This window comes from Pseudomonas sp. JAI115, from assembly GCF_014200835.1.
GTDB lineage: Bacteria > Pseudomonadota > Gammaproteobacteria > Pseudomonadales > Pseudomonadaceae > Aquipseudomonas > Aquipseudomonas putida_A.
The window spans coordinates 574,956-589,788 of the sequence record NZ_JACHCY010000002.1 but is presented as its reverse complement, the minus strand read 5'-3'; the positions used below and the strand labels follow the sequence as shown (position 1 = coordinate 589,788).

Sequence of the window (14,833 nt, the reverse complement as noted above, 5' to 3'; positions counted from 1 at the left end):
CCACCTGTTCCCTAACTCAACTCATTATCGAAAAACAGCAAAAAACAAATCTTTCAAATTAAGAATCAAAACTCTATAAAATTTTCTACCTTTGACATCAACCATTAGAAAACCGATCTTGAAAAAATCAAGCCCCACAAAGATTAGAGGCGATGAATCGCTTTAAGAACTAATCCAATTCATATAAAAAATCGTTGCTCATCTGGATCGCTTGTTAAATCCTGATCTTCATAATCAAATATATATACAAGATCATCTAAAGAGGCTTCTTTACCAACCACTAGTTGGTATGCTTTCAGTCCAAGAGACATTTGAGAAGACATGCTTGACGGATGAACATTTATTTTCGCCCCCTTGCAAAAAAACGTTAACTCTGGATTATCTTTCCTCAACAAAGCAAAACATTTATAAAAATCACACCCAAAGTAGATCCGCTTACACCCACTTTCACAAATGAATGCTATTGATATTTCCTCACGATTACAAACCAGGTCAATCTCTTGCCTGTCATTACCATCTGAAATTTTAATTGTAGCTACAAACACTGATTTCATTTGTCTATTTTCCTATGCGGATTTGGAATGGAATAGCCAAACTCCTTACCATCATCAATAATTAATGTAGCACCGAGAACATCCTCCCTCCTTATCCTACCTGGGATTGCAATTTCCTGTTCTTTACTAAAATTATAGGCTGCTCCTAGCTCTTTTTTAAGATCGCGACCTGGAATCATTTTAAGTGTGTAAAGAAACCCTGGCCTTGTGAAGTAGCTTGTAGCGAATGCTTTTCCCATATCTCTCGAAAGAGATGTGCTAATAAAGTTACTAGGAGGAAAGTCGCTATCGATTGAGTGAAGAAATAGATCATTGCTATCTCCTTTACTTTTAAAACCGTGCTCAAAAACTTCCGAAGGATCCTTCGTATCTCCACGGTACAAATACGTATTTTTAGTTTTCGCTGCGGGAGGAGAGGAAATAGCTTCCCCTCCAAGTATCTTTTTAGTCGGATCGTTTGATTCAAAAGACGGTTTGTTGCACCCCGCTCCTCCCGGGCAATCATTCAACCCCAACGGATCCACCCAACCCGTCGGATTCGGTACGTACCGGTACTGATTCAACCCACCCGCCAACTTGATCGGGTCCGGCGTCAAATACCTCCCCAATCGCGGGTCGTAATACCGATGCCGGTTGTAATGCAGCCCACTCTCCGCATCGAAATACTGCCCCTGAAAGCGCAGCGGCTGGTCCAGGTAGTCCTCGCCCGCGAGGGTGATCGCCGACACCTTGCCGTAGGCGTCGTATTGCGCCGACCAGACGATTTCGCCGCTGTAGTCGGTGAGTTCCTGCGGGGTGCCGAGGTGGTCGAGTTGGTAGTAGAACGGGCAGGCCTTTTTCGGGCCTTTGCCGTCGAGCAGCGCCAGCGGGCGGAAGGTGCCGGGTTCGTAGACGTAGCTGCGGTGGTGGGTTTTGCTGCTTTCGGCGACGAGGTGGTCGCCTTGCCAGAAGAACTCGGTGGTCTGGCCGTCGACGGTTTTGCGGATGCGCCGGCCGAAGGCGTCGTATTTGTAGGTCGCGGTTTGGCCATCGGCGCGGGTCAGGCCGATCAGACGGTGCTGGCAGTCGTAGCGGTATTCGGTGACGAGTTGCTGGTCGCGGCCACGGCGTTCGCGGATCAGGTTGCCGAAGGCGTCGTAGTCGTAATGCCGGTCCCCCTGCATCAGCAGGCGGTTGCCCTTGATCCGGGTGGGGCCGGGACGATCCTGCATCAGCAGGTTGCCGGCCGGGTCGTGGGCGAAGGATTCGGGGAGTTCGTCGCGCGAGTGGCGCACGCGGATCAAGCGGTCGAGCGCGTCGTAACCGTAGGTGCGCTGGCCGTGACGGCTGTCGGCAATGTGCTCGAGGTTGCCGTTGGCGCTGTAGGCGTAATCGCGGCGGTACAGCGAGTCGTGCTGATGACCTACAGCATGGGCCAGCAAACGTCCCTGATCGTCGTAGGCATAATCGCTGCGCAGCAGGCCTTGTTGGCGTTGTTGCTCGCGACCGGACTGGTAGACGTGACTGGTCAGCCGCGTGCCATTGAGGTCGATGGCGGTCAGCGCGCCACCCTTGGCGTAGTGATAGTCGAGCTTGCTGTTGTCCGGCAGACGCTGGCGCTTGAGCTGGCCGCAGGCGTCGTAGGTGTAACGCAGGGTGCCCCAGCCCTGATGCTCGGTGATCAGCCGGTCCTGCCGGTCATATTCAAAGGCCAGCGGATGTTGCTGGCCGTCATCAACCCCGGTCAAACGGCCCAGGCGGTCGTAGGTGTAAGCCACCTGAACCCCGTCGGGCAGGGTCTTGAGCAGCAGACGCCCGGCCGCATCACGCGCGTAGGCAGTGACCAGCGTCGAGCCGTCATCGCCGAACTCGGTCTTTTCCAGCAGGTGCCCGTTGCGGTCGTAGGCGTAGGCGGTGCGCCGGCCGTCGAAGCCGGTTTCCTGTCGGATCAATCCGGTGGGCGTGTAGTCCAGGCGGTACTTTTCCCCGGACTCGTTCTCGATTTCCGTGAGCAGCAATTGCGCATGGTCGTAGCGGTACTGCACCCGCGTGCCGTCGGGATTGATCTTGCGCGAGACGAGGTGCAGGTCGTCGTCATACTCGTAGCGGGTGATGCGCCCGAGTTCGTCGCGCTCGGCAGTGACCTGGCCGTAGGCGCCATAGCTGTAGGCACGGGTGGCGCCCGTAGGAAAGGTCGTCTGAATTAGTCGGCCAACAGCGTCCCACTGCTGGCGGGTGATCGCGCCGTGTTCGTCGCAAGTGGTCGTCCGTCGCCCCAGCGCGTCGTAGGAAAAGCGCCGCACACCACCGTCGGGCAGGGTTTCCTCGATCAGTTGCCCGAGGTCGTTCCACGACAACTTGTGCCGGCTGGTGTCCGGGTAGCGGATCGACAGCAACTGCCCGCGCGTGTCGTAGTAGTAATGGGTGACCTGACCGTCAGGATCGACCGCCTCGGTGACATCGCCCTCGGCGTTGCGCCGAAACGTCCACACCGCCTCGCCGCGAGAACGGCTGTGCAGGAAACCGTTGCGGTACTCGTAGGACGTTGGCTCATCGTCCGGCGGAAGCAGCGCGATCAGCCGTCCGACGTCGTCGTAACGGTATTCGGTGACCGCGCCCAGAGGATCCTGCTCGGCGATCAGCCGGCCCTGATCGTCATAGGCCTTGAGGTGCTCACCACCATCGGCCTCGACCTTGCGCACCAGCCGTGCGCTGTCATCGTGGACGTAGGTTTCTTCGCTGCCATCGACGTAGTGCACCGCGACACTGCCGTCATCGGCCCAGACGTAACGGGTGTCCATCTGCGCGAACGACGCCCAATGGCGCACGCAACGCGCCGACTTGCCCGAGCGTTCCCATTCCCAGAAAAAACTCGCGCCGCCGGTCAGTTGCCGCTGCAGGATGACGTGCTGATCGTCGTAGTCGTAACGCTCGCTGTCACCGACGGCGTTGGTCGCAGCCAACAACCGCTGACGCGCGTCGTAGCAATAACTGACCAGCGTTTGCTCGGTGCGCCAGCCATCAGCCTCAAGCACCTGGTAATCAACCGCGACCAGATGCGCCCGGTCATAGCGCAACAACAGCGAGCGGCCCGCGCCATTGTCCAGGCGGACAATCCGCTGCTGATGATCGCGAGAAACGCTCAGCCGATTGCCATACGCATCACTGACCGCCACCAACCGCCCGGCCCGAAAGTGATAAAACCGCGCCGCATCCCCGGCCAGCGCGAGGATCAGTTCCTCCGGCTCATCGCCGAGAAAAATCGCCGCCCGCGACAGGCTGTTGTGAATCGCCGGGCGCTCCACACTGGGCAACGGAAACCGCGTGCGGCGGTTCTCGTGATCGACCCAGATCACCCCCTCGCCATCGAACTCCAGCCGATGCGCCAGCGAATGACTCCAGCCAAACCCCAGCCCGACATCGATCTCCACCGCGCTGGTGCGATACAGCCGGGTGAACTCGAACGGCAACAAGCCATCGAGCGTGCCGTCGGTCAGGGTCAGCAGTTCTTCGCCGGTAACCATCGACACCGGACAGCCGTTGGTGCAGGTCAACGGGGCGCAATCGGCGCTGTCGCCGTTGGGGTTTTGCGCTTGATCGGGAGCGTTATCGTGATGCTCGTTTTTCTTCAGGGCGGCATTGCGCTTCGCATCCCAGCGCAATTGCATGCGGCCCTTTTTCACCCCGGCGGCGATACCCCGCGCGGCGACAGTTTTGTACTGGTCGACGTAATGGATGAACGTGTTGACGATGCCGAACATCGCCTTGACCAGGCGTTTCACAACCGAGAGCAACTGGGCGGCGCGATCCGCCAGGCGTAGCGTCAGATAAGCGATCCCGGCGCCAGCCCCGACGAATGTCAACACAACGCCGATCAGCACATCGATCAGCACCTGCACGATCATCATCGACGCCGTTTCTGCGGTTTTGCCGGGGATCTGGCTGGGCGGCAGCATCTCCAGCCAGAGACTCGCCGCACGCAACAGCAAACACAGCGCCGCTTCATCACTGACCAGCAACTGCAGTTTCTGCATGACATCCGGAGCTGATTCTGCGAGATGAATCAGATCAGCCGCGCCGCTTCCCAGCCGCTCGGCAAATGCGCCTGGATCCTTGAGAATCTCCGACAGCATGCCGATGCTGTCCCACACCCCCTCGATCGCCGCCCAGCTCCCGGCGAGCATGCCGTTGCCCGCCGCCGTCGCCACCGACTGCGACCACTGCGGCTTGAACCCCTGCCACTCGCTGCGCAACCAGCCATCCAGCTCGCCGGTCAAGCCGTTGTAGGACTGGAACAGCGCCTCGATCTGCTCCGGGGTAACGTCGCTGTGCACCTGCACGCGATAGAACTTGCCTGGCGTACCGGCGAATGTTCCCCGGCCTTGCGCATCAAGTGCGACGGGGAAAGTTTGGCCATCACCCACCGCCACCACATCCACCACGATGTCGCCCAGCGGAATGTCGTACACCGACTCGAATTTGCTCTCGATCGCCAGCACCCCGCTTTTCGGGCACTGCACGACGCCGGAGGCAAACTCACTGTCGCCCGTGCTGACGGCGGTGACGCGATCACCGAAGCGGATAACCCGCTCCATGCCCATCAGCGACGGCAAATCCGCCGCATGGCTGACCTGATCGGCCGCTCTGCTGAACCAATGTTCAAGCTGCTGGCGATAGAGGCTGAGGGTGTCGGGGAAGCTGTCGAGTTCCTGCTCGATACGGCTGACGGCTTCCATCAGCGCACGCGACGATGCGGGGTGGAATGAAAAACCGGGTCAAACATGAGCGTTCCCTCGCGCAAAAATTAGGCGCGGGGACTTTGCGGGGGATCAATCAGGAAAGAAGTCAGGCGAGTAGGTGTTTGCTGTAGGACTAATCCGCAAAAGGGTGATTACTACAAAACGTATAGCGATAAACGCAAACGTGGCGTGAGGTTTCCCTCACGCCACGTTTATCGAGCGATACAAAATGATTTACCGGGTTTAATCCCGAGCGCTCAACTCTTTGAGTTTGAGCTCGGCCAACGGGTGGCCGGCCTTGGCGGCCAGCGTCCACCAGCGTGCTGCTTCGGTCGGATCCGGCGCTTTGCTCGGCGTACCGGCCAAGCTGATCACGCCGACCTGATAGGCCGCTTTGCCGTCGCCGGCAAGCGCCGCCAGACGCAACAGCCGCACACCCTCTTCGCGGGCACCCAGGCCAACCCCGCGAAACGTCAGAATGTGCCCATAAAAGCTCTGCGCGCCGACATCGCCAAGATTGGCCATGCGCGCAAACTGCCCTTCGAGCCAGCGCCAGCCTCTGGGCTGGCGAACAAACCAAGACCAGTGAAACAGCCTACGGGCCAACCAGTAACTGGCCGACGCCTTGAGTCGTAAGAACACTCAGGCCTCCGCCGATTCCGGGTACTCGTATTCGAAAACCCTGACCACTTCCGACGCATGCCAGGAGGCAGCCGCAACGCCATCGGACGGCCCGGAAAAGCGTCCAAGACGCTCGACGCATTCAAAAAAACCGGTACGTGGCAAACGGCTGGCACCCTGGCTGATCACCAGCGAACTGCGCAACGGCTGTTCAGCCTTGGCGTCCAGCGCGGCCAGATGCTCAAGTGCCGCGGTCAGCGTCTGCATCGCCGGCGTCGGCAGTTGCAAACGCTCGAGCAAGGCTCGATAGGTCAACAGATGGCGCTGCCTGCGCGCCTGATCCAGCTCCCCGAGCAATCCGTCCCAATGTTGACGACTGATGCGTACGCTCACGATTCATCCCTCCAACCCGGCACCGTCAGTTCCCAGGCCAGGCTGCGACGAATCGCGGCGTCAGGTTGACGCTCGCCGCTTTCGATCATGGCCAGATAAGACGGGCTGATGCCTACCGTGCGGGCCAGCGCCTCAATGGCGATGCCCTTCCCTTCGCGCAAACTGCGTAGTTGATCCAGACCTGGAAGAATCGGGTCTGGCGTTGCGGCGGCCGGCGCTGGCGCCTGCTGCTGCGGTGTTTCGTTGATGCCTGCTGCTTTCAGTAGAGCCTGATACTGAACCCATGGCAGAACCGCATATTCGGGTTCGCCATCGCGTGCAATTATCTGAATATCCATGACTACCCCGTAGGACAACAACACTTAGCGAGTCGGCACTTTTCCCTAGAAGTGTAATCCTAACAGCGGCCAAGGTCGCGGGGGGTATCTATCTGTCTGCAGGCGGAGTGAATCAGGGCTTTTTCGGGCCCTGGAGCTGAAGTAGCTCGGGGGTATCAGGCAGGCGCTCGACCACCGCGAGTTTTTCCGGCTGCTGGCGGTTGCGCCAGAGCCGAAAAGCATTGAGCTCATCGTCGAGGGTTTTCATCAGCCAGGCCAGAACGGCGATGTCATCGAGCATACCGAACACCGGAATGAAATCCGGAATCGCATCCACCGGGCTGAGGAAGTACATCAGGCCCGCCACCACCGAGACGATGGCTTTCGGGCTGATCGCTCGGTATTCGCCACGCCAGTATGCAAGACACAGTGCCTGGAGCAAACGCAGATCTTCCTTGAGTTTGCCAAGGCGATTGCCTTGCGCCGCTCCTTTGCTCGCCACCGCGAACAACAGGGTCGGCAGACGCCCACGCGCCAGCAATCGACCGGCGAGGGGCAGAAATCGGGCGAAATTCCACGGCGCTTTCATCTATTTCTCCCGTTGAAATGTTATCCACACAAATTGTGGATAACCTTGTGAACAGAGCTGCATTTCAGCGCTGAAAGCCCCGTTTTATAAGGGCCGCGCTCAGATCGGGCGTTTTTTACTCACATAAAAAACCCCAATATTTCATTGACTTGGCGGCTCAGGGCGTCTAGCGCTGGCAGCCTCAATCTCTAGGACTGCTGTAAGCGCCATCCGTTCGCTCTGTTTACCGCCAGCATCGTCCAGATGCAACAACGCCCCGCATATGCGAGGCGTTGTCTTCGAAGCTACAGCCGATTACTTGGCGGCGGCGTCTTCTTTGGCAGGATCCTTGATGGCCAGCAGTTCCAGGTCGAAGACCAGAACCGAGTTGGCCGGGATTGCCGGGCTTGGCGATTGCGCGCCGTAAGCCAGATCGCTAGGAATGTACAGTTTGTACTTCTCGCCAACGTGCATCAGTTGCAGACCTTCAACCCAACCCGGGATCACGCCGCTGACCGGCAGATCAATCGGGCTGCCACGTTCAACAGAGCTGTCGAACACGGTGCCGTTGGTCAGCTTGCCGGTGTAGTGAACAGTCACGACGTCGGTAGGCTTAGGCTGTGGGCCGTCGGCTTTCTTGACCACTTCGTACTGCAGACCGGAAGCGGTGGTGGTGACACCAGGCTTCTTGCCGTTTTCTTCGAGGAATTTCTTGCCAGCGGCTGCCGACTCTTCGCTCATCTTGGCCATACGCTCTTCAGCACGCTTTTGCAGCGCGGCAAAGGCTTCGACCAGTTCTTCGTCTTTCAGCTTCTGTTCTTTCTTGCCGACGGCATCTTCGATGCCCTGGGCTACCGCTTTGGAGTCCAGATCATCCATGCCTTCCTGAGCAAGGCTCTTGCCCATGTTCAGGCCGATACCGTAGGAAGCTTTTTGCGCCGGGGTTTTCAGCTCTACGCTGGTCTGCGAATCACAACCCGCGAGGACCAGGCTAACCAGGGCTACCGCCGCCGCCAACCGATGCTGTTTCATGCTATTTCCTTGTTCATGCGCCGAAAGGGCAATCGAGTAAAGCCGCGAGCTTATCAGGCCGCCACGACCAATGGCTACCGGCATGAGAGCAGGAAATGTCCGATAAGTTCAGGGATTAAAACGCATTCGGGCCAAGGGACGATGAAGCTTCTGTCATCTGGAGCTGACAAGGGCTGATGAGACTTCCTACGACAGTTGGCGTAATGGCCACTTGCCGCACCTGCAACAGCTGAGGCATAACAAGGCAACAACTCGACAAGGATGTTTATCTTGCGCCTCTTATACCGTGTGCTGGCACTGATCATTGTGCTGCTGGGCCTGGCTCTGGCAGTGATTCTGTACTACGTCGCCTACCCGAAACTGCCCTTCTATACCCCGGCCCAACAGGTGCATTACCTGCAGCAGTGGAGCGAGGAGGAACGCCAGACTTACTACTTCACGCCGCAGGGCACACAGGTCAAAGGCCTGCGCTATGAGTGGTTCGAGGCGCTGGAACTGCCCTTCTCGCAGCAGCGTTTCGCGTCCCCGGAATACCTCGCACGCTTCGGATTTCTGGTTGATCCACAGCAGAAAGCCACGTCGAACAACCCCGGCAATCTGCCGGTCGGCTTCACCCGCCACGCGAATCCTGGTGGCACCGAGCAATATCTCGATATCACCTGCGCTGCTTGCCACACTGGCGAATTGCGCTTCAAAGGCCAGGCCGTGCGAATTGACGGTGGTTCAGCGCAGCATGTCTTGCCTTCCAGCGTTCCTACATTACGCGGTGGCAGTTTCGGACAAGCCTTGGTCGCAAGTCTGGCCGCGACTTACTACAACCCATGGAAATTCGAGCGTTTCGCCAAAAATGTTCTGGGCGATGAATACGAGACACGCCACGAGCAACTGCGCAAAGACTTCAAGCAATCGCTGAACACCTTCCTCAAAGTCGCCTGGAACGACACGCATCGCGGCCTCTACCCGACCGAAGAAGGCCCGGGCCGCACCGACGCATTCGGCCGCATCGCCAACGCCACCTTCGGCGACGCGATCTCCCCCGCTAACTACCGCGTGGCCAATGCACCGGTGGACTACCCGCAACTGTGGGACATGTGGACGTTCGACTGGGTGCAGTGGAACGGCTCGGCGCAGCAACCGATGGCGCGCAATATCGGTGAGGCACTGGGGGTCGGCGCCACGCTGAATTTCTTCGACAACAACGGCCAGCCGCTGCAGGGCGATGCGCGTTATGCCTCAAGTGTGCGCGTGCGCGATCTGCATAAAATCGAAGAAACCCTGCAACGCCTGCAACCGCCGGCCTGGCCGGAGGATGTTCTGGGCGCCATCGACAAACCGCTGGCCGCCAAGGGCCGCGCCCTGTTTGCGGAGAACTGCGCCGGTTGCCACGTGCCGCGCAAGACCCAAGAGGGCGAACGCTGGGTGCAGCATTTGCACCTGCTGCCGGTGGAGGTAATCGGTACCGATCCGAATGCGGCGACCAACATTGCCAACCACCGTTTCGACCTGACGCCGCTGCAATGGGACCTGAAGGAGTTGGAGCAGATGGATGTGAAGTTGCATCCAACGCCCAAAGAGCCATTGGATCTGAGCCAGCTATCGGTGGCCAAGGGCCTGGCTTACGTCACCGCATTCGTCGAAAACCGCGCTTATCGCGAGGCTGGTGTCACCCCTCAGGAAAAGCCAAAACTTGATGGCTTCGGTCTGCCGATCGGCGTGCGCGAAAAGGTCGCCTACAAGGCCAGGCCGTTGGCCGGTATCTGGGCCACCGCGCCGTTTCTGCACAACGGTTCAGTACCGAGCCTTTATCAACTGCTGTCACCGCAGGATGAGCGTGCCACAACGTTTTATAAAGGTTCGTTCGAATACGACCCGCGTCATCTGGGCTATCGCACCGAAGCCTTTACCAATGGTTTCCTGTTCGACACGCGAATTTCCGGCAACCACAACAGCGGTCATGAATTCCGCGCCGGCGAGCGTGGCAATGGGGTCATCGGCCGACTGCTGCAACCAGAAGAACGCTGGGCCTTGCTGGAGTACCTGAAAGTACTGGGCGGACCGTTGGAGGCGCAATTGCCATGATGATCAACCCGTACAAAAGACCGTCGATGTTCGCCCGCGTCTGGTTATGGCTGGGGCGCCTGCTAGGCAAAGCCCTACTGACATTGCTGATTATCGGCCTGCTGGGCTGGGCCATCGCGAGCGCATGGTTCGTCTGGCAACACAGAGGCCCGGTATCGGCGCAGGAACAGATTCCCGCTGGTGAAGCGGCGATGACCCAGGATGTGATCCAGACCGCCGTACGCATCGTCGATCAACATCGCGAAAGCACGCGTTATCTGCGCGACGCGCATGCCAAGGCCCATGGTTGCGTGAAAGCCGAAGTGACGGTGTTGCCGGAACTGGCACCAGCGCTGCGCCAAGGGGTGTTCAGCGAACCGGGCAAAACCTGGCAGGCGATGATTCGCCTGTCCAATGGCAACGCCTACCCGCAGTTCGACAGCATCCGCGATGCCCGGGGCATGGCAATCAAACTGCTCGATGTGCCCGGCAAACCATTGCTGGGCGACCGTCAGCAGCGCCACGAGCAAGACTTCGTGATGTTCAGCCACCCGAACTTCTTTGTCAGCGATGTCGCCGAGTATCGTCAGAATGTGGCGGCTCAGGCTGACGGCAAAAAAATCATGGCGTTTTTCCCCGGTTGGGACCCGCGCAGCTGGCAGATCCGCCACCTGTTCATCGCGCTGGCCACTCTGGCGCCGCCACCGGACAGCCCGACCGCGACCACCTACTTTTCGGTATCGCCTTACAAATTTGGCGAGGCCAATGCCAAGTTTCGCGTTGCGCCGGATCCGGATAATTGCCCGGCGTATGCCCTGCCCCCGCAAAACCACGACCTGCCGAATTTCCTGCGCAGCGCCTTGAACCAGCAACTGTCGACGGATCGGGTGCCAGCGTGTTTTGTGCTGCAGATTCAGCGCCAGGACGCGAACAAGTACATGCCGATCGAGGACACCAGCATCGAATGGCGCGAGCAGGATTCACCGTTCGAAACAGTGGCGCGGATTACCCTGCCTGCGCAGGACTTCGACACACCGGCATTGAATCTGGAGTGTGACAACCTGTCGTTCAACCCGTGGTTTGGTATCGAGGCGCATCGGCCAATTGGCGGGATCAACCGCTTGCGCAAAGCGGTGTATGAGGCGGTGAGCGATTATCGGCACAGTCGCAATGCCGAATAGAGATGACGAGGAGATGATTTGTGGTGAGGGGATTTATCCCCGATGGGATGCGAAGCAGCCCCAGCTTCAAGATTTTGGGCCTGCTGCGCAGGCCATCGGGGATAAATCCCCTCGCCACACAGGCATTGCAGAAATGCTCAAATCGCAGACAGCAAAAAGCCCGCACTTGGCGGGCTTTCTGTGGTGACCTGGCGTTCAGTGGGTCCAGGTGACCGAATATGGCGCAGCGGACGGGACTCGAACCCGCGACCCCCGGCGTGACAGGCCGGTATTCTAACCGACTGAACTACCGCTGCGCGAAACGCTTGAAACGAATGGTGGGTGATGACGGGATCGAACCGCCGACATTCTGCTTGTAAGGCAGACGCTCTCCCAGCTGAGCTAATCACCCTTCGCTTCGTTACGGGGCGCATTATGCCACAAGTTTTCGTAATGTGTTGATTTAATTGAAGTTTTTTTCAAAAAAATCCGAAAACCGGTGAAACGACACAAACCCGATGGAACAAGGTACAAACTTGAGACAGAAAAAAACCCGCTTCAGCGGGTTTTTCCGTGGTGACCTGGCGTTCAGTGGTCCAGGTTACCGAATATGGCGCAGCGGACGGGACTCGAACCCGCGACCCCCGGCGTGACAGGCCGGTATTCTAACCGACTGAACTACCGCTGCGCTAAACACTTGAAACGAATGGTGGGTGATGACGGGATCGAACCGCCGACATTCTGCTTGTAAGGCAGACGCTCTCCCAGCTGAGCTAATCACCCTTCGCTTCGGTGTGGCGCGCATTCTACGGAGCGACCCAACCTCTGGCAAGCACTTTTTTAATTAATTTTCTCAGGCCTTCCAAAGGCTTAGAGAAGGGTTGGCCTATGACCCGGCGAAGACAATAATGCCCCCCTTTGTATAAAGGAGAGACTCACCCCATGTGGTTCAAAAACCTGCTTATCTATCGCCTGACCCAAGACCTGCCTGTCGATGCCGAGGCGTTGGAAACTGCACTGGCCACCAAACTGGCGCGTCCATGTGCAAGCCAGGAGTTGACCACCTACGGTTTCGTCGCGCCGTTCGGCAAAGGCGAAGATGCGCCACTGGTGCACGTCAGCGGTGACTTCCTGCTGATCGCTGCGCGTAAAGAAGAACGCATTCTGCCGGGCAGCGTCGTGCGCGACGCGGTCAAGGAAAAGGTCGAAGAGATCGAAGCCGAGCAGATGCGCAAGGTCTATAAGAAGGAACGCGATCAGATCAAGGATGAAATCATCCAGGCGTTCCTGCCGCGCGCCTTTATCCGTCGCTCGTCGACCTTCGCCGCCATCGCGCCGAAACAGGGCCTGATCCTGGTCAACTCCGCCAGCCCGAAACGTGCCGAAGACCTGCTTTCCACAATGCGTGAAGTGCTCGGCACCCTGCCCGTGCGTCCGCTGACCGTGAAAACCGCACCGACCGCCGTGATGACCGAGTGGGTGACCACCCAGCAAGCCGCCCCGGACTTCTTCGTGCTGGACGAGTGCGAGTTGCGCGATACCCACGAAGACGGTGGCATCGTGCGTTGCAAGCGTCAGGATCTGACCAGCGAAGAAATCCAGCTGCACCTGAGCACCGGCAAAGTAGTCACCCAATTGTCGCTGGCCTGGCAGGACAAACTGTCGTTCATGCTCGACGACAAGATGACCGTCAAACGCCTGAAGTTCGAAGACCTGCTGCAGGATCAGGCGGAACAGGACGGCGGCGACGAGGCTCTGGGCCAACTGGACGCCAGCTTCACCCTGATGATGCTGACCTTCGGCGACTTCCTGCCGGCACTGGTGGAAGCGTTGGGCGGTGAAGAGACTCCGCAGGGGATCTAATCCTGACGAGTTTCAAAACTGTGGGAGCGAGCCTGCTCGCGAATGCGGAGTGACAGTTAACATTAATGTGTCTGGCACGCCGCTTTCGCGAGCAAGCCCGCTCCCACAATTGGTTTTGTGGTGTAACTAATAATAAGGATCGGGCCATGCGCGCACTGGCTGCACTCAGCCGCTTTGTCGGCAACACTTTCGCTTACTGGGTTCTGATTTTCGCCGTGATCGCGTTCCTGCAACCGGCGTGGTTTCTCGGTCTCAAGGGTGCGATCGTGCCGCTGCTGGGACTGGTGATGTTCGGCATGGGCCTGACCCTCAAACTCGATGACTTCGCTGCCGTCGCCCGCCATCCGTGGCGCGTGGCTTTGGGCGTGGTCGCACATTTCGTGATCATGCCCGGCGTGGCGTGGTTGCTCTGCCAGATCTTCCACCTGCCGCCGGAAATCGCCGTCGGGGTGATTCTGGTCGGCTGCTGCCCAAGCGGCACCTCTTCCAACGTCATGACCTGGCTGGCCCGCGGCGATCTGGCGCTGTCGGTGGCGATTGCTGCCGTCACCACCCTCCTCGCCCCGCTGCTGACCCCGGCGCTGATCTGGCTGCTGGCTTCGGCGTGGTTGCCGGTTTCGTTCATGGAATTGTTCTGGTCGATTCTGCAAGTGGTGCTGCTGCCGATCGTGCTCGGCGTGGTCGCGCAACGCGTGCTCGGCGATAAGGTGCGCCACGCGGTGGACGTGTTGCCACTGGTGTCGGTGGTCAGCATCGTGATCATCGTCACCGCCGTAGTAGCTGCCAGTCAGGCGAAGATTGCCGAATCCGGGCTGCTGATCATGGCCGTGGTGATGCTGCACAACAGCTTCGGCTACCTGCTGGGTTACTTCACCGGACGTCTGTTCAAGCTGCCACTGGCGCAACGCAAGTCGCTGGCGCTGGAGGTCGGCATGCAGAACTCGGGGTTGGGCGCGGCGTTGGCCAGTGCGCACTTCTCGCCGCTGGCCGCGGTGCCGAGCGCGTTGTTCAGCGTCTGGCACAACATTTCCGGGGCGTTGCTCTCGACGTACTTCCGGCGCATGAGCGAGAAAGAAGACCGTGAGGCGCTAGCGCAGCAGCCGGCCGACTGACCGGCAAACTTGATCCCCGGATTAATGCTCGGCAGACTGTTGCGTTACGCGGGGACGACCCTGCGGCTCGATCGAGTTATCAATCTGGGGACGGCCCCGTCAATCGATGGAGGTCTCTTATGTCCTGGATCATTCTGTTTTTCGCCGGCCTGTTCGAAGTCGGCTGGGCCGTCGGCCTGAAATACACCGACGGCTTCACCCGCCCGCTCCCCACCGTCCTGACCGTTGCGGCCATGGCCATCAGCCTTGGCCTGCTGGGTCTGGCAATGAAGGAATTGCCGCTGGGTACGGCTTATGCAATTTGGACCGGGGTCGGCGCCGTGGGCACGGTGATTGCGGGGATCATTCTGTTTGGCGAGTCGATGGCATTGATTCGGCTGGCCAGTGTGGCGTTGATCATTACCGGGTTGATTGGCCTCAAGGTCAGCGCTTAAGCA

Annotated in this window: 12 protein-coding genes and 4 tRNA genes; 5 read left to right on the top strand and 11 right to left on the bottom strand. The window is 58.7% G+C overall.

All coding sequences use genetic code 11. From position 1 onward, the window contains the following. Nucleotides 1-179: 179 nt before the first annotated feature. From HDC30_RS07805 to HDC30_RS07775, 7 genes are all read right to left on the bottom strand, one after another. A complete protein-coding gene (locus HDC30_RS07805) occupies nt 180-554 on the bottom strand; it encodes a hypothetical protein (RefSeq protein WP_311659856.1) in 375 nt (124 codons plus the stop codon). Next, on the bottom strand, nt 551-5,269 hold the full coding sequence (locus HDC30_RS07800; RefSeq protein ID WP_183782074.1) for an RHS repeat-associated core domain-containing protein: 4,719 nt from the start codon (nt 5,267-5,269) through the stop codon (nt 551-553). Before HDC30_RS07800 ends, HDC30_RS07805 begins: the two co-directional genes overlap by 4 nt. A 246-nt stretch (nt 5,270-5,515) precedes the next feature. After that, nucleotides 5,516-5,914: an SEL1-like repeat protein gene (locus HDC30_RS07795; RefSeq protein ID WP_027613365.1), complete on the bottom strand. Its 399-nt coding sequence runs from the start codon at nt 5,912-5,914 to the stop codon at nt 5,516-5,518. Further along, nucleotides 5,915-6,286, bottom strand: coding sequence for a hypothetical protein (locus tag HDC30_RS07790; protein ID WP_003223109.1), 372 nt, complete (start codon nt 6,284-6,286; stop codon nt 5,915-5,917). It lies immediately after the preceding gene. Next, a complete protein-coding gene (locus HDC30_RS07785) occupies nt 6,283-6,624 on the bottom strand; it encodes a helix-turn-helix domain-containing protein (RefSeq protein WP_027613366.1) in 342 nt (113 codons plus the stop codon). Before HDC30_RS07785 ends, HDC30_RS07790 begins: the two co-directional genes overlap by 4 nt. A gap of 112 nt (nt 6,625-6,736) precedes the next feature. Next, nucleotides 6,737-7,192, bottom strand: a complete 456-nt coding sequence (locus HDC30_RS07780) for a YkvA family protein (protein WP_096797729.1) — start codon at nt 7,190-7,192, stop codon at nt 6,737-6,739. A 294-nt stretch (nt 7,193-7,486) separates the two neighbouring features. Then, entirely contained in the window at nt 7,487-8,203 is a 717-nt protein-coding gene (locus HDC30_RS07775; protein WP_007966725.1) for an FKBP-type peptidyl-prolyl cis-trans isomerase, read from the bottom strand. Between the two features lie 270 nt (nt 8,204-8,473). On the opposite strand from HDC30_RS07775, the gene HDC30_RS07770 reads away from it, so the two are divergent. Together HDC30_RS07770 and HDC30_RS07765 are read left to right on the top strand one after the other, a co-directional pair. Next, complete coding sequence (locus HDC30_RS07770; RefSeq protein WP_183782071.1) at nt 8,474-10,282, top strand: di-heme-cytochrome C peroxidase; 1,809 nt, start codon at nt 8,474-8,476, stop codon at nt 10,280-10,282. Further along, nucleotides 10,279-11,442: a catalase family protein gene (locus HDC30_RS07765; protein ID WP_409347905.1), complete on the top strand. Its 1,164-nt coding sequence runs from the start codon at nt 10,279-10,281 to the stop codon at nt 11,440-11,442. Before HDC30_RS07770 ends, HDC30_RS07765 begins: the two co-directional genes overlap by 4 nt. A gap of 219 nt (nt 11,443-11,661) precedes the next feature. Here the strand turns inward: HDC30_RS07765 and HDC30_RS07760 are convergent. The 4 genes from HDC30_RS07760 to HDC30_RS07745 form a co-directional block, all read right to left on the bottom strand. Next, nucleotides 11,662-11,738, bottom strand: a tRNA-Asp gene (locus HDC30_RS07760). 19 nt (nt 11,739-11,757) lie between these two features. After that, nucleotides 11,758-11,833: transfer RNA gene (locus HDC30_RS07755), tRNA-Val, on the bottom strand. Nucleotides 11,834-12,032: 199 nt separating this feature from the next. Further along, nucleotides 12,033-12,109 (bottom strand) — tRNA-Asp (locus HDC30_RS07750). A 19-nt stretch (nt 12,110-12,128) separates the two neighbouring features. Beyond that, nucleotides 12,129-12,204: transfer RNA gene (locus tag HDC30_RS07745), tRNA-Val, on the bottom strand. Nucleotides 12,205-12,363: 159 nt separating this feature from the next. On the opposite strand from HDC30_RS07745, the gene rdgC reads away from it, so the two are divergent. From rdgC to sugE, 3 genes are all read left to right on the top strand, one after another. After that, on the top strand, nt 12,364-13,284 hold the full coding sequence (rdgC, locus tag HDC30_RS07740; protein ID WP_003223096.1) for a recombination-associated protein RdgC: 921 nt from the start codon (nt 12,364-12,366) through the stop codon (nt 13,282-13,284). Nucleotides 13,285-13,430: 146 nt separating this feature from the next. Continuing rightward, the gene (locus HDC30_RS07735) at nt 13,431-14,396 is read left to right on the top strand and encodes a bile acid:sodium symporter family protein (protein ID WP_096797726.1); all 966 of its coding nucleotides are present in this window, start codon (nt 13,431-13,433) and stop codon (nt 14,394-14,396) included. Between the two features lie 119 nt (nt 14,397-14,515). Further along, on the top strand, nt 14,516-14,830 hold the full coding sequence (gene sugE / locus HDC30_RS07730) for a quaternary ammonium compound efflux SMR transporter SugE (RefSeq protein WP_003223093.1): 315 nt from the start codon (nt 14,516-14,518) through the stop codon (nt 14,828-14,830). The last annotated feature ends 3 nt before the right edge of the window (nt 14,831-14,833 follow it).

Coding starts and splice junctions, on each gene's coding strand:
- HDC30_RS07805 (WP_311659856.1), bottom strand. CDS start 554: ATGAAATCAGTGTTTGTAGCTACAATTAAAATTTCAGATGGTAATGAC.
- HDC30_RS07800 (WP_183782074.1), bottom strand. CDS start 5,269: ATGGAAGCCGTCAGCCGTATCGAGCAGGAACTCGACAGCTTCCCCGAC.
- HDC30_RS07785 (WP_027613366.1), bottom strand. CDS start 6,624: ATGGATATTCAGATAATTGCACGCGATGGCGAACCCGAATATGCGGTT.
- HDC30_RS07780 (WP_096797729.1), bottom strand. CDS start 7,192: ATGAAAGCGCCGTGGAATTTCGCCCGATTTCTGCCCCTCGCCGGTCGA.
- HDC30_RS07775 (WP_007966725.1), bottom strand. CDS start 8,203: ATGAAACAGCATCGGTTGGCGGCGGCGGTAGCCCTGGTTAGCCTGGTC.
- HDC30_RS07765 (WP_409347905.1), top strand. CDS start 10,279: ATGATGATCAACCCGTACAAAAGACCGTCGATGTTCGCCCGCGTCTGG.
- rdgC (WP_003223096.1), top strand. CDS start 12,364: ATGTGGTTCAAAAACCTGCTTATCTATCGCCTGACCCAAGACCTGCCT.
- HDC30_RS07735 (WP_096797726.1), top strand. CDS start 13,431: ATGCGCGCACTGGCTGCACTCAGCCGCTTTGTCGGCAACACTTTCGCT.
- sugE (WP_003223093.1), top strand. CDS start 14,516: ATGTCCTGGATCATTCTGTTTTTCGCCGGCCTGTTCGAAGTCGGCTGG.